This is a genomic window from Lacticaseibacillus styriensis (assembly GCF_030770295.1).
GTDB classification, from domain to species: domain Bacteria; phylum Bacillota; class Bacilli; order Lactobacillales; family Lactobacillaceae; genus Lacticaseibacillus; species Lacticaseibacillus casei.
Map to the genome: position 1 here is coordinate 3,009,219 of NZ_CP132483.1, position 22,469 is coordinate 3,031,687.

16 protein-coding genes are annotated in these 22,469 nt (G+C 47.9%); 4 read left to right on the forward strand and 12 right to left on the reverse strand.

The window, feature by feature from the left end; all coding sequences use genetic code 11:
- Positions 1-160: 160 nt before the first annotated feature.
- Complete coding sequence (locus LACSTY_RS14110; RefSeq protein WP_087913120.1) at positions 161-2,233, forward strand: helix-turn-helix domain-containing protein; 2,073 nt, start codon at positions 161-163, stop codon at positions 2,231-2,233.
- Between the two features lie 91 nt (positions 2,234-2,324).
- Here LACSTY_RS14110 and LACSTY_RS14115 read toward each other — a convergent pair whose 3' ends face one another.
- From LACSTY_RS14115 to LACSTY_RS14140, 6 genes are all read right to left on the reverse strand, one after another.
- Complete coding sequence (locus tag LACSTY_RS14115; protein WP_087913121.1) at positions 2,325-3,014, reverse strand: SGNH/GDSL hydrolase family protein; 690 nt, start codon at positions 3,012-3,014, stop codon at positions 2,325-2,327.
- A gap of 181 nt (positions 3,015-3,195) precedes the next feature.
- Positions 3,196-4,809: an MFS transporter gene (locus LACSTY_RS14120; RefSeq protein WP_087913122.1), complete on the reverse strand. Its 1,614-nt coding sequence runs from the start codon at positions 4,807-4,809 to the stop codon at positions 3,196-3,198.
- A 30-nt stretch (positions 4,810-4,839) separates the two neighbouring features.
- Complete coding sequence (locus LACSTY_RS14125) at positions 4,840-6,885, reverse strand: glycosyl hydrolase 115 family protein (protein ID WP_087913123.1); 2,046 nt, start codon at positions 6,883-6,885, stop codon at positions 4,840-4,842.
- A gap of 530 nt (positions 6,886-7,415) precedes the next feature.
- Positions 7,416-9,242: a heavy metal translocating P-type ATPase gene (locus tag LACSTY_RS14130; RefSeq protein ID WP_010490529.1), complete on the reverse strand. Its 1,827-nt coding sequence runs from the start codon at positions 9,240-9,242 to the stop codon at positions 7,416-7,418.
- Between the two features lie 564 nt (positions 9,243-9,806).
- Complete coding sequence (locus tag LACSTY_RS14135) at positions 9,807-10,247, reverse strand: Hsp20/alpha crystallin family protein (protein ID WP_087913311.1); 441 nt, start codon at positions 10,245-10,247, stop codon at positions 9,807-9,809.
- Between the two features lie 297 nt (positions 10,248-10,544).
- Complete coding sequence (locus tag LACSTY_RS14140) at positions 10,545-10,949, reverse strand: iron-sulfur cluster biosynthesis family protein (RefSeq protein ID WP_087913124.1); 405 nt, start codon at positions 10,947-10,949, stop codon at positions 10,545-10,547.
- Positions 10,950-11,651: 702 nt separating this feature from the next.
- On the opposite strand from LACSTY_RS14140, the gene LACSTY_RS14145 reads away from it, so the two are divergent.
- Positions 11,652-12,200, forward strand: a complete 549-nt coding sequence (locus LACSTY_RS14145; protein ID WP_087913125.1) for a hypothetical protein — start codon at positions 11,652-11,654, stop codon at positions 12,198-12,200.
- Between the two features lie 243 nt (positions 12,201-12,443).
- Here LACSTY_RS14145 and LACSTY_RS14150 read toward each other — a convergent pair whose 3' ends face one another.
- The 6 genes from LACSTY_RS14150 to yycF form a co-directional block, all read right to left on the reverse strand.
- Positions 12,444-13,781, reverse strand: a complete 1,338-nt coding sequence (locus LACSTY_RS14150) for a S1C family serine protease (protein WP_087913126.1) — start codon at positions 13,779-13,781, stop codon at positions 12,444-12,446.
- A 326-nt stretch (positions 13,782-14,107) separates the two neighbouring features.
- Positions 14,108-14,926, reverse strand: a complete 819-nt coding sequence (locus LACSTY_RS14155) for an MBL fold metallo-hydrolase (RefSeq protein WP_049169556.1) — start codon at positions 14,924-14,926, stop codon at positions 14,108-14,110.
- 68 nt (positions 14,927-14,994) lie between these two features.
- Positions 14,995-15,792 (reverse strand): two-component system regulatory protein YycI, encoded by a 798-nt coding sequence (locus tag LACSTY_RS14160; RefSeq protein ID WP_087913127.1) that lies wholly within the window; start codon positions 15,790-15,792, stop codon positions 14,995-14,997.
- A 63-nt stretch (positions 15,793-15,855) separates the two neighbouring features.
- Positions 15,856-17,265: a YycH family regulatory protein gene (locus tag LACSTY_RS14165; RefSeq protein ID WP_087913128.1), complete on the reverse strand. Its 1,410-nt coding sequence runs from the start codon at positions 17,263-17,265 to the stop codon at positions 15,856-15,858.
- Positions 17,255-19,165, reverse strand: a complete 1,911-nt coding sequence (gene walK, locus LACSTY_RS14170; protein WP_010490516.1) for a cell wall metabolism sensor histidine kinase WalK — start codon at positions 19,163-19,165, stop codon at positions 17,255-17,257. The genes LACSTY_RS14165 and walK overlap by 11 nt, the downstream gene beginning before the upstream one ends.
- Positions 19,166-19,180: 15 nt before the next feature.
- Complete coding sequence (gene yycF, locus LACSTY_RS14175) at positions 19,181-19,894, reverse strand: response regulator YycF (protein ID WP_049169559.1); 714 nt, start codon at positions 19,892-19,894, stop codon at positions 19,181-19,183.
- Between the two features lie 339 nt (positions 19,895-20,233).
- Here yycF and LACSTY_RS14180 point away from each other — a divergent pair, with 339 nt between their 5' ends.
- Together LACSTY_RS14180 and LACSTY_RS14185 are read left to right on the forward strand one after the other, a co-directional pair.
- A complete protein-coding gene (locus LACSTY_RS14180; RefSeq protein ID WP_087913129.1) occupies positions 20,234-20,908 on the forward strand; it encodes an alpha/beta fold hydrolase in 675 nt (224 codons plus the stop codon).
- Positions 20,909-21,002: 94 nt separating this feature from the next.
- Positions 21,003-22,451, forward strand: coding sequence for an ABC transporter substrate-binding protein/permease (locus LACSTY_RS14185; protein ID WP_087913130.1), 1,449 nt, complete (start codon positions 21,003-21,005; stop codon positions 22,449-22,451).
- The last annotated feature ends 18 nt before the right edge of the window (positions 22,452-22,469 follow it).

Here is a 22,469-nt window from a genome sequence, read left to right on the forward strand (position 1 = left end):
GGACTTCAGTTTTTTTGTGCACATCATCCACCGTCAACATCTTGGCCGACAAACCTTCATGTTCTTCCGCGAGTTTTCCCACAAGCGACGTAGCATATCATTCATGACGTCTGTTATGATTGGTGCAGTAGGGATTCGTCAAGACAAGGAGGTTGCGTCCATGCCAGCCATTTTCAATGGGGTTCCCTGGTACGATCAACACCAGCAAGTCGTTAATGCTGTTGGCGGTTGCTTGATCCAGGAAAGTGGCAAGTTTTATTTATTCGGTGAATATCGGCAAGCAGAATCGACGGAATTCGCCGGATTCTCGCGCTATGTATCAACCGATCTAGAAAACTGGACCTTCACGGGACTTGCTTTGCCGGTTCAGCCGTCTGGTCTATTAGGGCCGCATCGAATCGGCGATCGGGTGAAGGTTATCCGCGCCCAAACCGGTCAGTATATCATGCTCATGCACACCGATGATGAACGCACTTTCGATCCGGTTGTCGCTTATGCCACGGCTGATCGGCTAACCGACACATTCACTTTTAAGGGTCCACTGCTTTTCAACAACCAATCCATTCGTATGTGGCATATTGGCAGTTTCACCGACGATGATGGTACGAATTATTTGCTAACACATGAAGGCGATATCTATCGGTTAGCGGCTGACAGTACAACCGCGGAGGCCAAAATCATCAGCAACATCGCACCCGGTACCGAAGCACCGGCGATGTTTCGCTTTCATGATCATTATTTCTTGCTGGCATCCCAAAAGACCAGCTGGGAGCACAACGATAACATTTATTTTTCTGCCGACCAATTAACCGGCCCGTGGACAGCACATGGCCCATTTTGTCCGCCGGGAACGCTGACGTATAACTCCCAAACTGCCGATGTCGCGCTTCTGACCACTGCCAAGGGTATCGTTCCCTTGTACTTAGGTGATCGGCATACTTACCCACATCTGGAAAATAGCACTCACGTCTGGTTGCCTTTAAGTGTTCATGAAACCACATTATCCATTCCCCACTACTGGCCTATATGGGACTGGTACCAGCAACGCGAACAGCCGCTGACGGTGACCCCACTGGCTTGGACCGGACAGACCAATGACGCTAGGCTGACGCTCAAATTTCATGGCACGGGCATTACGATAACCGGACAAACCGGTACGCATGGCGGTTTTGCCAAAATAACGTTACGTGATGAAGCTGGCCAAGTCAAAACTCAAGTGTACACGGATTTTTACAGCCTCCTGCATGAGGATGCACCGTGCTACCGGTCACCAACAGAACCACTTGGTCACTATGAATTAACCATCGAAGCGCTCGGTGCACACGGCGATTGGTATGATAAAGCGCGCCGCCGTTATGGCAGCAATGGTAATCGTGTGACCATCACTGGCTATCATATTGACCATCCCACAAACAAGCATCCAAAAGCCGTCATTACATATCATGCTAGCAAGCAACCATTTACGCTTAATAAAATCGGATTTAACTGGGCTCAGTCAGCGATAGCCCGACCTGAAGGCAGCGGCGATTACCAATGGTTACAAAGTGATATTGGTGAAGGCGAACTGACCATCGGCGATCAGCAAATTAATTTGCGCCCGGGGCAAGGCATTTTGATTAACCTGAATACGAGTTACGCTTATCATCCAGTAACGTCGCTTTGGCAGACGAGCTATCTTAGTTTCAGCGGAACGATTCTCGATGATCTCATCCCTGGCCTGCAAACCGCCAACTCGCTTTTCTTTCCGGTACTAGGAACAGAAGTACTAGGCTTCATTCATGAACATACGCGTTATCAACAGACACATCGCTATCAAAACGATCAGAATGCCGCGATTGTCCAAAACTTTTTAACCAAATTAAAACCTTACACCGCGCGTTTAAAAGCAGATGCGAACAAGCAAGCGCTGGCTGAACAAACACTGAACCTGTTGCAACAACATTTTCAAGAAGATCTGACAAACGAGCATCTAGCCGAAATGACCAACTACAGTGTGCAATACATGCTCCAAACGTTTCATGATTTGTACCAAACCACGCCCCGTCGGCTTTTGACAATCTATCGGGTCATTCAGGCCAAACAGCTACTCATTGAACAGCCTGATCTACCACTTTCCCAAATTGCCCGCCAATCAGGGTTTCATTCCGAAACCTACATGATTCGGGCGTTTAAACGGCAGGAACATTTGACGCCGGGGGAATTTCGGACGATTGCGCATCAGTTGCGGTCTTAATTTAAAACAATTATTGGACAACGCAAAAAAAGCCCCGTTGCGGGCTTTTTTTGTGTGAATATAATTTTGAACTGTTAAAACGAACGTATTTTTAACACATCGCTGCAAGTGCCGCAGTAATCCGCGGCTCGTAAAACAATCGATACCCATCAGCATTAGGGTGCGTTCCCGTTCCACCGACGGCATTGAGGTTATGCCCGTCAGCATCAAGCTTGTCATAGGAATAATCATGTTGATAAACCGGGATGAAGGCGTTAAACCCGCTTTGTGTATACAGGTCCACGACCGGAATACTCCATTTACGGCAAATTGCAAGTGAAACGTCATGCAGTTTTTCTTGGGTCGCCAAGGTCCGCGCTGGCGTTTTGTGGGTGGTAATGTAAAGTGGATGCGCCCCTTGATACTTGGTTAACAACGTGCGGCATACTGTCTCGAACGCACCGCAATAAGTAGCTGTGTCCAGCTCATCGGCAAATCCGGTACTGATGCTGCCAAGAACTTTCGGATCATCAGTCACACTGGCATAGGCGTCATTGGCGATACCGTCAAACACGATCAAGTCCGGTACTATTTTGGGTGCCTGCGTGACTTGATGAACGATGTTGATGACTGGATCTTCATTGGGCACCACGCGCATCGTAGCACCATTAATGGCGTACTTGTGATAGACCATGTGGTGGGCTCTGGCGATGTCGTCGACAAAACTTTCGTGGGCAGCATGGCCTTCTACGATACTGGTTCCGAAAGCGTATAACATTTTTTTATTGAGGGGATCTTGCATGTTGGGTTTCCTTTCTGTTTGGTTGTTGTACCCGTAATATTAGTGTTAATAAAAAATGCCTAACAACTCTGGGAGTAGAAGTTGTTAGGCATCTATAACGATCTAAGCGAATTCAGTGAGCTTGAAAAATGGCCTCTGCTAGACAACATCACCCCCTTAAAGGGTGTAACTTCAGAACTTATTAAGCTTTATTGGACGGATCGTTAGATGTTACTGGCTGTTGATCGTTGCGACGCCAGAATTCAATTGAATCATATGGCACACCGGTCAATTGTTCGCAAATCCGTTTGGTATCCGGCTTGACATCTTTCATGCTGCCGCCTTTTTGCAAACGGGTTAATTCAGCAGCCAACACATTGAATGTCTTCTTGCTGAGATGGAACCGACTTGCAAATAACATCGCAATGATGATCATAATACCCACGCCGCCAGAAACGATGAATAAGATCATGTTGGTGGCACTTGCCGGCTGTGAAACCGCACCGCTTGTGGATTGACGGAAGCCGGAAAAATCAAGCATATAACCCACAATCACTGAAGCTAAACCTTGGCTGATTTGGTTGATGAAGACCATAACCGAGGCAAAAAGTCCGGCACGGTTCTTCCCTGTAACCAAAGTATCAACATCAGGAATGAATGGAAAGACATTCCACGGAACAAAGTAGAGAATATACAAACCAATTTCATAAAGCAGCGTACCAACAATCAACCAGATCATGACCCCTGCTGGTTTGGCTAAGCCGATGAACGCCCAGTCAATAGCACTGATCAAAATCAGCGAATAACCGAACAGGTACAGAGCTCGCGGTGAAATCTTCGTAACAATATAACCCGCTAAAATCGTAACTGGCACCGAGACGATACTCAACGATTGCAACATCCCGGAAACACTTGTTGTTTTGCCAACCACAAAGACGATGTAATAAACAAACGTAGTGGACCACACGATAGCAGCAAAGTAAGAACTCAGATAAATGCCCATGTGCGTCCGGAAACTTTTAATTCTAAATGTGGAGAAGTAGTTGCGAAGTTCGGACTTGAGTGAACTCTTCTTGCCGCCATTATCTTCAAGTGCTTGAGCTTGTAACTTCTTGGCTTCTTTTTTAGTGACAAAGTGTTCCCAAGTAGTTTTATAAGTAATGACGATCAAGAAGAAAGTTACAACCGAGAACATTACCTGCATAATCAGATATGGTACTGGTGAGGTTTTTGGATAGAACCGGAACAACTGAGCAGGAACGAATTGGGCTAACATGTTGCCCAAACCGGCAATGACCATCCGGACAGTTGACATCGTTGTCCGCTCGTTATAATCCTTGGTCATTTCGTTTGGCAGTGTTTCCCAAGGAATCTGGAGCACTGACATTAAAATCGTAGTAATCACATAAGTAATCAGATAGTACCAGTAACTCATTCCGGCAACCCAGAGTGTAATCGCAAATAACACAGATGGGGCTGCAGCTAGAATGAAGATATGACGCCGACCAAACCTCCGGCCAATCTTGAACTTGTAAATGTTATCGGAAATATTACCCATAACCAGCGAAGCAATCGCATCAGCAACACGGCCAATCAGGAAAATGGTGGCACCCTGACCTGCTGACAAACCGCAAAACGTGGTATAGAAGAACAGTAGCCATGCACCAACCAGTCCCTGCATAGAAATACTGAACATCGAAAAAACACCGAATCCTAGTGACCGGCCGATACCGATCTTTTTGCCACGCGAATGGTAAATTTTCTTCGAGGCGAATTCGTCCCAACCATCGTGGATAACGGCTTTTTTATTTTCCATTGTTTTTTCCTCTTTCACACTTTCAATTCATTATTTTTCATCAATCAATTGTTCGCGCAACTTCTTGGCAATTTGATCATCCGAAAGCGCCAGATGGGTATTCGACAAAAGCATAACGCGTGCATCTGCCGGTTCCATCAAGTACTTGCGTTCCCATTGATCTTCATCCGGACCGTCACCCAAAACCCGTAGATACGAGCGCAGGCGCCGTAACTTAATCGCATTCAGCTCAATATTTGAGTATGCATCGTTGTGGAAGAAATCAACCCACTTAGGGGACGGATTATCGCGCCGCAACCGCATGATCGCATCGTTGGCCCGAACCGCTTCATCGGCACCCAGAAAAGCATGCACGATCTCAGCATTTTGGTAGTGGCGATAAGCTTCAATGCTGGCACGCAAAGCATGTAACGAGCAGGCGTGAACAGCAATGCCCATCAACATATCGTTGTAGAAAAGCCGTTGCGGTTGCTGGCCCATGATATCGGCGTAAACTTGGGAAGCACGTCGATACAAATGATCCCATGCGGCGTATTTGGTATCAATTAATTGCGTGATTTTGGTAAGTTGCTCATCAAGTGACACATCACCGGTTAACCAGTTCATCTGCTCAAGCTGCGGATAATGACCCATCCATGCTTTAACGACTTTCCGGATGAGATACGGGGCAAATTCATCGCCGGCTTTTTGATCATCATGCGGACCATATTGGATAGGCGACTTGAAATAATCTTCATAAATGTCAGTAATCTCTTTTTGCGCCTCAGAATAATAATGATTGACATAGTCTTTGATAATCTCGTCTTCGCTGCGAACTTGGAAATCACGGCGCCACGAGCGGGCAACTTCACGAATGAGTAAAATGTGCGGCTTGACATTGCCGACGTTGATTAACTCCAAAGTGTCCATGTCGGCTTTCCTGACTTTTTCAAGCTCTGCTGCGACAAAATGCGGACTGTTCGGCAATAATGTCAAAAAGCTGGATGCCTGCAAATCATGGAACGTCACATGATAATAAATGCCGCGGGCACGATGCGCCTTGTTAGGAATCGTCAGAACCGGTGACCGCGGATCATCATCCCATTGCCGGCGTGATACCATTTTGCCATAGCCGTTGTCGGCCCAGATCTCAATGACATCTTGCGGCAGCTTCAGTAAACCTTGATTGAACAAACCGGTTAACTCGCCATAAATGCTGACTGAACATTGTGCGCCGGGATCGAGTTCCTGCACCATGTCGTATTGAAGCTTGATGGTGTCATTGATGACCTTAGCCTTTTCCTCATCCGTCCACTTGTGCGTCGTATCGTCTGCCCAGAATGGCCGGTCGCCTTGGCCGCGGAACCCCAAGCCGTAAACGACTTCATGGCCGCGTTGTTCCAAAATACTGTCGTGCCAGAGCTTCTTAAAGAGTTCCGGATACTTAAGATACGAAGCTTCAAGATTCGGATAAACCCGGGCAAACATCTCCGCGCCAAGTGGTTCAGCATGATGATGCGCAATAATCAAGCCCATATCCCGCGCGCCGGTACGATGGAACCGACTCTCTTTGTCGGTACCGGGTACGATCAGGTTGCCGCCAACCCGCAGCAACGTTTCGTAAATCCGATCCCACACATACTCTTTTGAATCATGATCCTGCCAGTCTGCGATCAGGAGTTCATCATTAACAAACCAGCCACGGTATTTAGTCTGAAAATCTGGTAACTGCTGACTGAAATCAGACCAGATGACGCTTGTCTGTTTCTTAATCGGCGTATCCATGAAATACCAGAAATCATCAATGCCTAGGACTTCACGGGAAACTGCCAACGCGCCATACATCAACCCGCGAGTAGTAGCCGCGGTAATTTCAACTTTCTGTGGATCAACATAATGCATTGCAAATGCATCAGGTACTTTCTGATCAGCCTTTGGTTGCAACACCAAGTCAATCTGATTGGTATCGGCTTGTGAAGTCGTTACCTTTTGAATATCCCGCTGTAAAATATTGACGGCATTCTTCAAAACCGGATCCGCCATATTGTCAGTCGAGACACTTGTATTTCTGGAAATTACAAATGTTTGATTTGCCATACACAACTCCTTCTCTCGATGAAACCAGCTAAAAAACTTAACACTGCAAGCATCCGTTGTCATAAGGCGCTCGCCAACTTCTGTGATCTGATATATTAGAACCTTAATTACAAGATGATTGTAGCGCTTGCAGTAACCGCTTCCAATAAACTGCTTTCTGCAACCATTGAACTAGTTACTGTTGTGTGAGCGTGAACAAGCGCTGAGCGTGAGCCGGCGCGCTTAGAAGTCGGAGTGTAAGTGGCCTTGGGCGTGATGGCCCGGGCTTAGGTCATTGCGACCAAGGTCCTTACACGCAGACTTCTGCGCCGGCGAACGCGTTATAGAACACGACAGTCCAACAACACCCCAATTGCCAACAATAGAAAAAGCTGCCTCTATACTTCCCCCACCGCAAAACCTCTCGCCCACCCAACGCAAAAACCAACCCAAAACAAAAAAGCCAACCGCCTCCGCGAATAATCGCGAAACCGATTGGCCTTCCAACGTATACATACTGCTAAAATCTATAATTTTCTACCAAACAACCATCAAGCCCGAGCTTCTGCCCGAACCGGATCAACCAATGCTTGACGATGCAAACCATTACGTGCCCGCAGTGCGTACAAAATGGTAACCGTATCAACGACTTCCTGCAGCATCGCGCCAATGATCGTCGGGATAACCCCGAAACTGGCGATGACCATCAAACCGGTACAAATCGCAATCCCGATGAGCACGGACTGTTTGGCGATCACCATAGTTTCCTTGGCAATCAAGGTTGCCGCAGCGACCTTAGCCAAATCGTCACGTAACACAACGGCATCGGCTGATTCACTGGCCGCCGTTGCGCCGTGTGCCCCCATGGCAATCCCGACATCGGCAATCGCCAATGAAGGCGCATCGTTAACCCCATCGCCAACCATGACAACTGGCCGGCCATTTTTTGGCAACTTGTCCAAAACTTCAATTTTTTGTTGTGGCAACTGTTCTGCATAAACCTGGTCGATACCGACTTCTTCAGCAACTTTATCGGCAATCGACTGCTGGTCACCGGAAATCATGATCAAGTTAGCATCATTCAATTCGTGCAGTTTAGACATCGTTTCTTTTGCTTCTGGCCGAATCTGGTCAGAGAAGGTAATGGCACCGGCATATTTACCGTCAACGTTGACATAAACCGCCGTTGTATTGATGGTATCTGTTGTCCCGGCAAACTCTGCTTTACCGACTTTAACCTTGTGGCCGTCAACCGTCGCATTCACCCCGAAACTCGTAGCTTCGGAAACATCGGTCGCTGGCAGACGATCCGCAACCGGCACAGCATCGGTCAGGGACCGGGCCAAAATGTGGGTTGACTGGCCTTCTGCACTAGCCGCCAAGTTCAACAATTCATCTTGTGAGAAACCTGCTTGTGGCAAGATCGCCGCCACTTTTAAAATACCGCGCGTCACCGTACCGGTTTTATCAAACGCAAACGTCCGAGCATCGCTTAGCTTTTCAAGTGTGGTACCTGACTTGACGATAATCCCGTTACGACTGTTGCGGCTCATGCCGGAAACCATCGCAATCGGTGCCGCCAAAATCAGCGGACATGGCGAAGCAACAACGAGCACTTGGGCAAACCGAACCGGGTCGCCTGACAAGTACCAGCCTAGACCGGCAATCACATAAGCGATCAAAGTGAACGGTACCGCATAGCGATCGGCCATCCGGACAAAATGCGCTGGCCGCGCTTCTGATTCCTTAACTAATTTGATAATCCCTTGATACTGACTATCTTCGGCACGCTGGGTAACTTTAACGGTTAACGCAGCATCACCGTTAATTGTCCCGGACATGATATCCGTACCTGCGTTTTTGGCAACTGGTTTAGACTCACCGGTTAAACTGGCTTCATCGACCAAACTCTCGCCTGCCAAAACCGTACCATCGACTGGAACAACTTCCCGCGGCTTAACCAAGATCGTTTCACCGACTTGGACCGCATCAACATCAACATCTTCAACGTGACCATCAACCATCCGATGAGCCGTTGTCGGTGCATTTTCCAACAACTGTTTCAATTCGCTGCTGGCTTTTGTCGCAGCAAAATCTTCCAACGCATCGCCGCCGGTTAACATGAGCAACACAATCATCGATGCCCAATATTGACCGACTGCCAACGTTGCGACAACTGCCGTAATGGCTAATAAGTCAACCCCAAAATTACCGGAACGAATCGTTTTCACCATGCCCCCGAACATAATCAAGGCGATAATCGACCCCATCACCGTGATTAGCCCCTGAGCAATCAATGGCTGTTTTAATACGAACGCAAAGACCAGCGCAACGGCACTTACAGCGAGCACCATCATTAACTGCCAGTTCTTCTTCATTGTTGCCACTCCCTTTTCCTAAGTACCTTAATTATAACCATTACAATCTGAAAAAGCAATCCTTTTTAGAACTAATATAATCTGGCTTGGAAAATGTTTTTCACGCAACGCCCAATTCAGCTTGGGCTAACTTACTGGGAAAGATCCCGTTAACACCGCGCCCTTTTGCCGCTTTAACGGTAATGATGTACCCGGTTTATTTTTTGGCGTCCCTAATATTTACCTTCCATTATACGCCTTTGCAGGTAAAAGATTCGCGGATTGAAGCTTATTTGTGCGTCAATTTCACATGCGATTGGGAATGGTTTGAAAGAATCCGCTGCCAAGATGGTCGCTGATTCTTACGCCTGCTGCTTCTGTTTGCTATAACGCGCTCCCCGGCCCAGAAGCCTGCGGGTAAGGACCTCAGTCGCAATGGCCTAAGTTCGGGCCATCACGCCTGAGGCCACTTACACTCCGACCCCTAAGCGCGCCGGCTCGCGCTCACACCAAAAAAAGGCTCCCACCGATTTTTTCGATGGGAACCTTTGGTGTGAATCGTGTTGCTAGGCAAACAGATCCGAATTAGTCAATCGTGATCTGATGGTTGCCTTCCTGATCACTTGTCAACTTAGGCAGATCAATCGTCAAGACACCATCAGTGACTTTAGCGCTGATCTTACCCTCATCAACATTTGGCAACCGATAGCTGCGGCTCATCCGACCATAGCTACGTTCAGACATCAGCATGTTGCCTTCGTTGTCTGAATGATCGGCTTGCTCTTCATGCTTAACCGCAACACTCAGAACGCCATGATCGTAACTCAGATTAATGTTTGGCTTCTCGATACCGGGAACATCCACCTTCACAACATATGACTTGTCATTTTCCTGAATATCCGTTTTCAGCAGGCGACTGCTATCACCACCACGACTAGGTGTGAAGCTGTCAAAAATATGCCGCCCTAAATCATTGAAGAATGGATCATCCAACCAATCATTGCGCCGCATAAGATCATTAGCCATCATCGAAAACTTCCTTTCTTAGTAAAGGTGAGCGTGAGCAGGAGCGCTTAGAAATCGGAGTGTAAGTGGCTTCAGACGTAAATGGCCAAAGTTCAGCCATTTACGTCTGAAGTCCTTACACGGAGATTTCTGCGACTGCGAACGCGTTATGGACATTGACGTCATTACTGTTCCTTCAGAACACCTAAAGTATAACACAAAAATTAGCACTCGTCATGTCCGAGTGCTAATTCTGTTCTTCTAGCTTTTGTTACTTCACAGTTTCTGTCCCCGAAACTGGCAATAGCGATCCGCTATTTAGCAAATCTTGCCGCCCAAGGATTTCATTTCTTCACGCCGCTTGTCATCGGATTGCGGTTTTGCTGTCACATGGTTCAGTGTCACCGCGCCGTCCAAAATGCCGCTATCATCGCGCAAAGCTAACGAAGCATTCTTGAAATCAAGCGTTAGCCCGCTGCCGAAATAATCCGTCTCCGGATCGCCGGTCGTCAAGTTGAAGCCGGCATCGTTCTCAAGCGGCAGTGCATAATCCTGATCGTCCGTATCCGTCACGACAATTTGGTACTTATTGCCAATGGCACAGGAACCGCCTAATTTGGAATACTTACTCGAACCATCATCCAATGCCAGGAACAAATGTTGATCCTTGGCAACATGGTTGTTCAAATAAGTCTCCGCAGCTGGTTTGATCGTGATCTTCATGTTGGACCATCCTTTCAATACATTGTGCACAACTTATTTACCATCTTTATGGTATCCAGTTTGTCACCAGAAGTCAAATTCCGAGTTTTTCGCAATCAACAACAGGTTGTCCACACGGGTTATCCACATGTGCGTAACTTGACACCCAAAATATAGTATGAAGAACTGGAATTGACACCAAATAGACGATTCGAAAAATTCAAGTAAAAAATTTTTTGAATGCAGTCATCCACAGTTTTTAATCGTTCGATTTCACAAACTTCAGCGCACCAATCCCGCTCCCACGGCTGGGAACAAACGTTTTGTCACAAGTCAAAAAAGTTTATCCACAAGTTATCCCCAGATCGGTGGACAACTTAATCACACCCGAAAATCTTAGTTATGAACAGTATCCACAGAGTTATCCACAGGTCAATGAGCACTTTTACCAAAAAGTTACCCACTCTTGACAAAACTTTTTCTTGAACTTTTCCACAGGTTATTCGCTAAACTTTCGTTAAAATTTGGGGAAACCGCTTCCGACTAACTACGCGAATGAGTCGAAAAAATCCCCGATCAAGAACCGAACATTCTCAATCGGGGATTCTTTGCTAAGAGGAAACTTATTGCAGCTCAAAATCATTTAGAAAACTGATGTACGTTTACAGTCGCATGCATTAGACTGTAATATAAGGCTTTGACAGTTTTTCTTGCGCAGTGACTATGAAAAATAGAGGAGTGAATCTGACGACTTATTGGAAGTATTTGAACGCAATAGCAGTGTTAGTTGTATGCTTTCTTATATCACTTGTCTTTGCTAGTCATACAATGATCCAGACACTTCTTGGCGTAGGATCGCTTTCTTTGTTTTTGTTTTTTCTGATCAGGGAAATTTATATAAATGGTAAGCAAATAAAGCGAACGAGACTCCAAGTTTATCTATCTTATGTTTTGATGGTTTCCGGGTTATTTTTGTTCAATGCAAGTGTACACCAGACTTTTATCTCTACCTTTGGACAAAGTGACATAAATCAATTTTGGGGTGAGCATGAGGCCGCAATTCGCATGAATGGTAAAGCTTACCAGTTGATATGGACAAAAAGATCATTTCTAAGTACTACGTATTTTTATAACTTATATGAACGACGAGGACTGTTCTTTTACCGGGTCAATTCTAAAGTCATATCATATGTAGTGCATCCGTCCAGGCAAGCTGATTACGGAGCCGTCCAGACGTTTCTTCACCACAATAAAAAGCAAAGGGTAAAATAGATTCATGCACCGACGAGGTTGAAGAATAACTCCAACTTCAAACTAAAAGGTCTTGAAATTCCGAACGATCTGGAATTTTGGGGCCTTTTTATGTATCCACAGAGACCACGCTCTGCTATGCTCAAAATTGAAAAAGATGCTTAAATCAACAGAAAACGAAAGACGACCGAACATTCCAGACAATGGAAGTTCGACCGTCTTTATTTTGAAGCTGAGAATTACGTCCCAGCCACGTCCATGAATTTAATTCTTTAAATCGCTGGTCGTCTGAGTCAGTTTAAATGAAACGGTTTGTTGCTGACCTTCGCGATACACGGTGAGCTTAATCGTATCGCCAACCTTGTGTTTATACAGTTGTGTGTGTAACTCAGCTGTGTTGGTAACATTGACGCCATCCAACGCGGTAATGACATCATACTTCTTCATCCCTGCTGTCTTGGCACTGCTGCCACTGGTAAAGCCGGCAACCACGACGCCACCGGTGATGCTAGATGGCAATTTCAGGACTGACTTTTGCTGTGTGGCAGAAACGGTGGATAAGTCGCGAACCTCAACGCCAAGCGCTGGCCGAACGACTTTGCCGTTTTGTACAAGCTGGTTGATGATCGAAACCACTTCGTCACTTGGAATTGCGAAGCCCATGCCTTCGATTGTGGCACTGTCAGAACTGCTGCTGGAACTACCGGATAGCTTCATTGAGTTAATCCCGACGACCTGCCCGGCTAAGTTAATCAGCGGGCCACCGGAATTTCCTGAGTTAATCGCGGCATCAGTCTGAATAACCGTTGCCTGGCCAGTTGTATTGCCGTTACTGTCCGTGACATCAATCGTTCGGCTCTTGGCACTGACAATCCCCTGGGTCACGCTGGTCGCGTATTGTGAACCCAGCGGCGAGCCAATCGCTAAGACAGTCTGCCCGGCTGCAATCTTACTTGAATCGCCAAAACTTGCGACGGTGGTGACCTTGCTGCCATCAATCGTCAGAACCGCTAAGTCAGACGTCGAATCGGTTCCGACTAAGCTAGCCGTCAACTTGGTGCCATCGCTTAAAATGACCTCAAGTTTATCCGAGCCGCTAACCACGTGATTATTCGTGACAATATAGGCTTTGCCGTCTTTCTTTTGGTAAATCACACCAGAACCTTCGCTGGCTTCTTCAAGGCTTGAAGAACTGTTACTCGAACTGCTGCTACTTTGTTGGTTACCTTGACCAAAAATACCTTCAAGGCCGCCAAAAGTGTCAAGGCCATCGCTGTTACTTTCGGCTTTTTGCATATTCACAACGGAAACAACGGCACCTTTGACTTTAGCAAAAGCCTGCTCCGATGCGCTGCTTTGGTTAACCGAGACATTAGAGATTTTCGTCGTCCCTGCCTTGCCGGAAGTATCGGTCACGCCAAGACTGGCATTGTGGTTCATCGCCCAGTAGGCGGTCCCGCCACCAACACCGCCACCGATCAAAGCAGCAACCACCGCCACAATCGCAATCAGTTTCCAGCCGCTATTCTTCGGCTTCTTCGACCCCCGTTGCGGTTGCTGATCTTGTGGTGTCTCTTGAAAGTTATGACTTCCATTATCCATAACTTGATCCTCCTTGTGGGCAATTCTAACTCACCCTGTTTACAATCATTATTGTAAGTGGCGATTTTGACGAAATTATGAACAACATAGGGCTTTTTTTAATGAGCGTGAGCCGGCGCGCTTAGAAACCGGAGTGTAAGTGGCCTCGGGCGTGATGGCCTGAACTTAGGCCATTGCGAACGAGGTCCTTACACGCAGGTTTCTGCGCCGGCGAACGCGTTATGGCACACATAACACACGTCAAAAAGAAAAAAAGCGGCCAACCCTATGCACAAGTCGTCTGCTTTTTCCTACCAACTGCTATCCGAAACACTGCACCAATCATCTCACACAACAAACAATGGATCGGCAATGGCCGGATCAGTATCATAAAGATGAAAATCGTGATCAACCGCGAGCCCTTGTTGTGCCAATAACGAGGCAACGGTTAAATGAGCCAGCGGTTTATTATTATTATGTGGCGATAGATGTCCGAGATAAATTCGCTTGGTGCGCAAGCCAATCACATCCATCAGCGCATCGGCACCGTCCTCATTGGACAAATGCCCTTGATCGCTCAAAATTCGTTGCTTCAACGGCCATGGATACGGGCCGGTCCGCAACATCTCAAGATCGTGATTGCACTCCATCACATAAGCATCAGCATCGCGAATCGTCCCGGCCACCCGATCCGACACATAACCGGTATCAGTCAGGATCGTGAAAGTCTTGCCATCATGATGAAATTGATAAAACTGTGGCGCCGCAGCATCATGCGAAACGCCAAAGCTTTCAACATCCAGATCGCCTAAAGTCAGCGTTGCGCCCATATCAAAAAGCCGCAACTGATCTTCTGGAATCTTACCGACACTTTTTGGTAGCGCCGCAAACGTCTTGGCATTGGCGTACACACTAATTTGCGGATAACGTCGCGCCAAAACGCCGACACCGCGCACATGATCGCTATGTTCGTGCGTGATGAAAACACTGTCCACATCGGTCAGATCCCGCCCGATGCTTTGCATGAGCTTTTCAATTTTCTTACCGGACAAGCCGGCATCAACCAGCACCTTGTGACCAGGCGTTTCAATGTAGGTTGCGTTACCGGAACTGCTGCTGGCAAGGACACTGACACGCATCCCAAAATCTTCGCCCACGATCAACATCTCCCAACTTTACCATTCGGCTGACTACCTAATTTGGCACCCAGCCGTTATCGCTTTACATTCTAACACTAATTGTCACTGCGATTCTTCATAACCGTTCGCGTAATCGCATTGACACGTTTAACCGTAACATTTCCGGTTGCCCGATTTTTAACGCCAATGTACCAGGCGGGCACATAAACCGTGCTGCCTTTTGCGTCAAGTAGGTAACTATAGGCTAATTGAGTCGAAACAATCGCCGAATTGTTTGGAATGTCGTTGTCCCGATACAGGGCGATTACGGCGTCCTGCTCACTCATTAAATTCAAGCGATCCCGTAACACGCTCAACTTAGACAGGTAGGTCTGTGTGTAGCTTACCAGGCGATTATCGTTAACATGTAAAGTGACCGCTGCACGCCGATCATAAATTAACCCGGCTTTAGGATGCTGAGCAAAGACGATTCGCTCATCGTTAGAAAGCGCCGGCGCATATTCGTACTCTTTGCCGTGATAGACGTTGTTTTTAACAAATGTGGCCAGCTGCTGTTGTTCCTGGTTTTTCTTCAAGGTAATCGGCTCATCCAAACTCGCCTGCAGCTCTTGATAGTCACCTTCGCTAATCGTCACCTGCTGCTTCACAAGCAGACTCCGCGCCGCTGACAAGGCGGTGTTAGCTTGGCTGGCAAGGTAATCGCCTTGAGGTGTCTTTTTGCTTAAATGCGGCAACTTAATCTGATCGCGGGTAATATCGGTAATCGTCGCCGCATCCCCGCTCTTAATCGTCGCCAGATCGACTTGCTGCGCCTGAAAATAGCTGATGCCCAGAAAAATATTCAAGCCAACGAAGACAACCAGAAAGATCCATTCAATTCGTCGAAAATCCACAGTACTCGCCTCCTAAGCTGAGCGTGAACCAGCCCGGTTAGAAACCGGAGTGTAGGCCTTCAGTCACTGCGACGCCCCCGGATCACTCGAACTGCCAGCTGCCGCATTATTACTTGGGGTTGCCGTTTGGCTGCTAGCAGCACTGGCAGAAGAAGCACTGCTATGATTCAACCAACTTTGATAGTCGCGATACTCGCCCTTCATCTCGACATAATAAGTCGGCTGCAGATCAACCACCTGCTGATCATTACTGCTGCCGGTCCACTGATAGCCAATCAGAATATCCGTAATCTGACTCGCCCGGTAACCTGCCGCCACCAGTTGATTCACGACAGTAGCAGTTGCCGGCAAGGTTTGCGCAGGCTGGTTCGTCGGAATCGGCACCGTCAAATTGGTATTGGAAAAATTAATCTCCTCGGACGTTTGGGTGTACCGAACTGTCACGTCGCCTTTTTGATCGGCATTAAAAATCGGAAACCCTTGCGCATACGTTTTATAAATGACAGAACCGCGACTCGCATCATACTGGAAATACCGCATGCTGGACAGATTCGTCATCTGCAAGGCACTAAGCCCTTTGAACGTCGCATGGAAGAAATTAGCCAGGCCATTATTGGGAAAAGCTGCCGCATAATTTTCAAACTCAATGGCCCCGGTCGTCGAATCAGCGGTCATCCGGCGGGTCGATCCGGCCGTATACAGCGTACTATCACCGATTTCCCGGGCATCCACATTGCTGGCTGTCTTAGACGGCATCAACAAGGAAACATAATAATTGGCACTTTGTTGATCCATCAAATACGCATACGGCTGCAACTTAATCGGCTGGGTGAAAAAGGCAACCTCATTACCGCTCAACCGTTTTTCTTCAATTGGAAAAGCTTTGGTGCTCCGCCTTTTAACCAGATTTTCTAACTGCCCGGTCGTCACATTCGTTAGCTTCGCTTCATAAACCGTGCGCGTTGCGTCATTAATGAACGTCAGACGATTAGCACCGGTCTCCAGATTCAACAGGATGCGATTAAAATGAAAGTCTGATGACTTGAGGTTTGGCTGTTTGTTGAAATACCACTGTTCAAACTGCTTAAAGCTCATCACATCTTGGTAAATCAGCTGTAAACTGTCGTCCTGCTGCAAATAATTGTCATAGTTAGTCGAAGAAACCTTGCCAATCGTTTTGATTTTCGTCATGTGCCAATCAGCCATGGTTTGGCGTACTTGCCGACCCATATTCGCGTTGGCTTCCATCAGCAACTGCTTTTGACCGCCATGCGTGTAGTAAACCTGATTCGGCAGATAAATAGTGCCTTCCAGTTTTTTAACGTTCGGATCGTTCTCGGTCGTCACCTGCACATTCGATGTGTTCCGCCGCTCCTGCCGTGAAGGGTTCCGCCAAATTAGCGACGTGAAGACGAAGCTCAAGATGACCATGGCAATCAGGCTAACCCGCAAAATCCAATTACTAAGCTTCATCCCAGTCATCCCCTCCGTCTGTGATCGGTTCGTAAGGCAATGAAATATAGAAGGTACTGCCGCGACCCTCTTGGGAATCAACCCAGATGCGGCCATGCAAGGCTTCGACAACTTCCTTGGAAATCGCCAAGCCTAAGCCGGTACCGCCTTGTTTGCGTGAGCGCGCCTTGTCGACCCGATAGAAGCGGTCGAAAATTTTGCCCAGATCCTGACGCGGAATGCCCAGACCCTGGTCGCTAATGGACAAAATCACGTGATCATGCGTCTGGAACAGCCGAGCCGTGATCACGCCGCCATCCGGACTGTATTTAATCGCGTTATTCATGATGTTATCGATCACTTGCATGAACTTATCAGTATCAATTTCGACCCAAAGATCCTCATTGGTAATTTCCCGCTTAATCGAATAGCGTTTCTTATGGCCATCAGGTTGCGGCAACGGCTGGGCGGTTCGTGCTTCGCCAGTGTGTTCGTTATCGGTCTTAAGCATCATGTCAAAGCGATCCAGTACATAATTGAAGAATTCGTTGAGATTAACGGTCTCCAGATTAAATTTACTGGTGCCGGAATCCAGCCGGGACAGACTCAGCAAGTCGTTAATCATCCGAATCATGCGATCTGTTTCCTCTTGGGTCACGTTCAGAAAACGTGGCGCCAACTTCGGATCTTTCCAGGCACCATCACTCAAAGCTTCGATATAACTGCGTACTGACGTCAGCGGCGTCCGCAACTCGTGCGAGACATTCGAGACAAATTCCTTCCGATCACGATCAATCTTTTGCTGCTCGGTAACATCATGCAAGACCGCAACCAAGCCGGAAATAAAGCCGGTTTCGCGTTGAATCAGGCTAAAATCCACCCGCAAAATCAGGTCATGATCCATTTTTTCTGAAAAATCGAGTAACAACTCGGTTTGATGCTCCAGCAAATCACGTAAGGTGTAATCCTTGGCAATGTTGAGCAGTTTCAAAATCGAGACGCCGATGACATCCTCATTTTTGGTGTTGAGGAAGTTTAAGGCCGTCTGGTTGATGATAATGACGTTACCACGGCGATCCGTCGCAATCACGCCATCGGTCATATGCGCCAGCACACTGTCCAAGCGCCGGCGCTCCGCCTCAGATGCTTCCTGGGCTTCTTCAACCCGGACACTCAGATTATTGACCGCAACCGCCAACTGACCGAGTTCATCCTGACCATAAATGCGTACTTGCCCGGAATAGTCACCGCGGGCCATGCGAATCGCCTGCTTCTTCATTTCGTCGATCGGCCGGGTAATCGCCCGGCTGATGACAATCGAAAGTAGTGTGCCCAGTAAGCCGGCCACCAAACTGGAAATCAGGAAAATGCCGACAATCTTGTTAATACTGTCATAGGCCTGCTCCATGGATGCCGAAATCGCAATCGCGCCGATAACCGAGTTGTTGTCGCCGGTGGCATTCGGATTCTTAATCGGAATCACTTTGTAATAAGTCGAACCGGTTCGATCGCGATACTCATAACCTTCATACTGTTGGCCTGAGTACAGCGTATTTTTAATGTTGGAATTAGCCGACTTCTGGCCTACATTGGTCTGGGCATTAATGTCACTGTCGCCGCGAATCGTCCCTTTTGAATCCACCACTTGTAAATCAGCTGAGTTGGCAATATCTGCTTGGCTCAGCGTGCTTTTGATATCATCATTGGCATTATCCGTATCAGTGCGCAACAAATCCGCGGCCAGCTTATCCTGGATATAGCTGTCCACGTTCACACTTGTTTTAAACTGCTCGATGTTTTGTTGCTCCAGGGTCTTCACAAAATAGGCCCCGATCATTTCCAACGTCACGACCAACAAAAGAATAAAGACGATCGCGATTTTAAAATGAATCGACTGAAAGAAGCGAATCTTTTTATTCAAGAGTGGTGCTCCTAATTATTCAGCATCAGGATTCCGCAAATAATAGCCAACGCCGCGCCGGGTCACCAGCCATTCCGGATGAGACGGATTATCCTCGATTTTTTCGCGCAACCGCCGAACGGTCACGTCAACTGTCCGGACATCGCCAAAATAATCGTAACCCCAGACGGTTTGCAGTAAATGTTCCCGGGTCATGACCTGACCCAAATGGCGCGCCAAATAGTGCAGCAATTCAAACTCGCGGTGCGTCAGTTCGATATTTTCGCCACGTTTCGAAACCGTATAGGCATCCGGATGAATCGTCAGATCGCCGACTTGCAGTTCACGATTGGCCTCATCCTCTTCGTTATTGGCGGCGCTTGATGCTGAGGTTCGCCGCAAATTGGCTTTCACGCGCGCGACCAGCTCACGATTGGAAAATGGTTTGGTGACATAATCATCCGCACCAAGCTCCAGTCCCAAGACCTTATCAATTTCGGAATCTTTTGCAGTCAGCATAATAATCGGTGTGTCATGTTCTTTTCGAATTTGTCGGGCAACTTCAAGCCCATCGATTTTCGGTAACATCAGGTCAAGTAAAATCAAATCGGGTGATTCTGATTCAACTTTCTTTAAGGCTTCTTCGCCATCATAAGCGGTTACGACATCGTAACCTTCTTTATCCAAATTAAACTTGACGATATCTGAGATCGGCTTCTCATCGTCAACGACCAAGATTTTTTTCGCCATCATCGGCCCTCCTTGGTTTAAGATACTCTTCTATAGTATAACGGTTTTGTAAGACGAGTGCGACCCGCCTGCTGTGCGGCAGCGGCAACTCGCGTCAAAGCCGCTTCTGTCGCTTGTTTCGCCTTATTTTTAAATTTCGCAAAAGTTGACGTCTAGCCCTTGTTTTGGGCAGTACGCGCCGGCTCACGCTCACTTTCTTTAACGCGTTCCCCGGCGCAGAAGTCTGCGTGTAAGGACCTTGGTCGCAATGGCCTAAGCCCGGGCCATCACGCCCAAGGCCACTTACACTCCGACTTCTAACCGCGCCGGCTCACGCTCACTTTCTTTAGGAGGTTCCCCATGTTCTTCTATCACAACGATCTAAAACTCTACTATCACAAAAGCGGGCACGGGCCGGCGATTGTTCTATTGCATGGCAATGGTGAGGATCACACGATTTTTAGCGACTTGATCACTTACCTTGCGCCGCATTATACCGTGATTGCGCTTGATAGTCGTGACCACGGCCAGAGCGCCCGCACGGATCAGCTTAGTTATGATGCCATGACCGAAGATGTCGCCGCGTTGATCAGCGAGTTGTCGCTGCAACGGCCGATCATTCTTGGGTTTTCGGATGGCGGCATTATCGCTTTGCTGCTGGCGATTCGGCACCCGAAGTTAGTGGGGGCTTTGATTGTGGCTGGTGCTAATTTGACGCCTCAAGGGTTGCGGTGGTATTCGCGAATTCTTTTTCGGATTGCTGCCGGGCATCGGCCTTCGCCTAAACTTGCCATGATGCTTCACGAACCGCAAATTACGCCAGCTATGCTGCACACCATCACCGTGCCGACGCTGGTGCTGGCCGGCAGTCATGACCTGATTGCCCGCAAAGAGACCTTCACGATTGCGACGCATATTCAAAATGCCGAATTGCACATTCTTCCAGGTGAAACCCACAACTCCTACATTCGCGATAATACCAAGCTTTGGCACCTCATTTCCCCGTTCCTGGCTGGGCTTCGCGCAACTGACTAAAAATGAATTAATTTTGCATATTTAACATTTTCCTTGCATATTCATTGAAATGAGTATATATTCAGTCTATAATCATTAGCGAGGAGTGAATTATATGCGGGGAATCAAACATTGGGCAGTTGCCATCGTTTCACTTTTAGCCATGTTCATTGGCTTCACCGTTCAGCAACCGACACCAACCGCAGCTGCCGGCGATGATCTGGCAGCGATCCAAAAGCGCGGCTATCTGATCGTTGGCCTGTCTGCCGATTATGCCCCCTTGGAGTTCCATGCGACATTGAATGGGGCCGATACCATCGTCGGCGCGGATATTTCCATGTCCAAACAGATCGCCAAGGATATGGGCGTGAAACTGCAAATCAAAGAAATGAATTTCACCGCTCTGATCGGCGCACTGAAAACCGGCAAAATCGATTTGATTGTCTCCGGTATGTCCAAAACGCCGGAACGGGAAAAAGAGGTTAATTTCTCGCAACCATACCTGTACGAAACTCAGGTCATGGTGATTCGCAAAGCCGATAAAGCCAAGTATAAATCAATCGCCGACTTTTCCGGTAAGCGGGTTGGCGCGCAGAAACAAACCACCCAGGAGCAGTTAGCCAAAACCCAACTGCCTGGTGCAAAGGTCACGAGTCTTGACAAGGCCAATGACGTCATCGCCCAGATTTCTTACAACAAACTGGACGCCGGCGTCATGGCGAGCACCATTGCCGATTCATATGTGGCCCGTACGCCGAGCCTAATGGTGTTGGATCCGCATTTTGCCACTGACAAAGCGCCGACTGCCATTGCGGTTAACAAGCAGTCGCCGGCACTCCTTGCACAAGTCAACAAGACCATCAGCAAGGTCAAAGGCGCCAAGTATAAGCAGTATTTGCAGGCGGCTTACAAACTGCAAGATCAGAACCAGGGTTTCTGGGCTAAATACGGAAACTACTTCATCCGTGGCGCGATTTATACCTTGATTTTCGCAGCATTGACGGTCTTCTTCGGCACCATCATCGGTACCTTGCTGGCGTTGATGAAGCTCAGCCGCAATTGGCTCGCCAAGGCCGTTGCCAATGTCTACATTGAATTCATTCGAGGCACGCCATTACTGGTCCAAGCGTTCATTGTTTTCTTCGGCACCCAGATTCTCGGTCTGGATCTCAGCGCCTTCGTTGCCGGTGCCATCGCCATGGCCATCAACTCCGGCGCCTATGTTGCCGAAATCATCCGGGGCGGGATCAACTCTGTCCCAGTGGGTCAAACCGAAGCGGCCCGTTCGCTGGGGCTACACCAACGCCAAGCGATGCGCTATGTGATCTTGCCGCAAGCCATGAAGAACATCTGGCCGGCCCTCGGGAACGAATTTGTCACCGATATCAAGGAAAGTTCAGTGCTGTCCGTCATCGGCGCCACCGAATTAATGTTTGAAGGCACGGTCGTTCAAGGTGCTTCGTTCAAGCCGTTCCTGCCACTGGTTGTCGTTGCCATTTTCTACTTCATCATGACCTTCACCTTGTCGCGTTTGCTCCGCATGATCGAAAAAAGGTTTAACTAGAATAAAAAAGGAGATATT

Bases quoted from the DNA above. Each gene is read 5' to 3' on its own strand.
- LACSTY_RS14110 (WP_087913120.1), top strand. From the start codon at position 161: ATGCCAGCCATTTTCAATGGGGTTCCCTGGTACGATCAACACCAGCAA.
- LACSTY_RS14115 (WP_087913121.1), bottom strand. From the start codon at position 3,014: ATGCAAGATCCCCTCAATAAAAAAATGTTATACGCTTTCGGAACCAGT.
- LACSTY_RS14120 (WP_087913122.1), bottom strand. From the start codon at position 4,809: ATGGAAAATAAAAAAGCCGTTATCCACGATGGTTGGGACGAATTCGCC.
- LACSTY_RS14125 (WP_087913123.1), bottom strand. From the start codon at position 6,885: ATGGCAAATCAAACATTTGTAATTTCCAGAAATACAAGTGTCTCGACT.
- LACSTY_RS14130 (WP_010490529.1), bottom strand. From the start codon at position 9,242: ATGAAGAAGAACTGGCAGTTAATGATGGTGCTCGCTGTAAGTGCCGTT.
- LACSTY_RS14135 (WP_087913311.1), bottom strand. From the start codon at position 10,247: ATGGCTAATGATCTTATGCGGCGCAATGATTGGTTGGATGATCCATTC.
- LACSTY_RS14140 (WP_087913124.1), bottom strand. From the start codon at position 10,949: ATGAAGATCACGATCAAACCAGCTGCGGAGACTTATTTGAACAACCAT.
- LACSTY_RS14145 (WP_087913125.1), top strand. From the start codon at position 11,652: ATGAAAAATAGAGGAGTGAATCTGACGACTTATTGGAAGTATTTGAAC.
- LACSTY_RS14150 (WP_087913126.1), bottom strand. From the start codon at position 13,781: ATGGATAATGGAAGTCATAACTTTCAAGAGACACCACAAGATCAGCAA.
- LACSTY_RS14155 (WP_049169556.1), bottom strand. From the start codon at position 14,926: ATGTTGATCGTGGGCGAAGATTTTGGGATGCGTGTCAGTGTCCTTGCC.
- LACSTY_RS14165 (WP_087913128.1), bottom strand. From the start codon at position 17,265: ATGAAGCTTAGTAATTGGATTTTGCGGGTTAGCCTGATTGCCATGGTC.
- yycF (WP_049169559.1), bottom strand. From the start codon at position 19,894: ATGGCGAAAAAAATCTTGGTCGTTGACGATGAGAAGCCGATCTCAGAT.
- LACSTY_RS14180 (WP_087913129.1), top strand. From the start codon at position 20,234: ATGTTCTTCTATCACAACGATCTAAAACTCTACTATCACAAAAGCGGG.
- LACSTY_RS14185 (WP_087913130.1), top strand. From the start codon at position 21,003: ATGCGGGGAATCAAACATTGGGCAGTTGCCATCGTTTCACTTTTAGCC.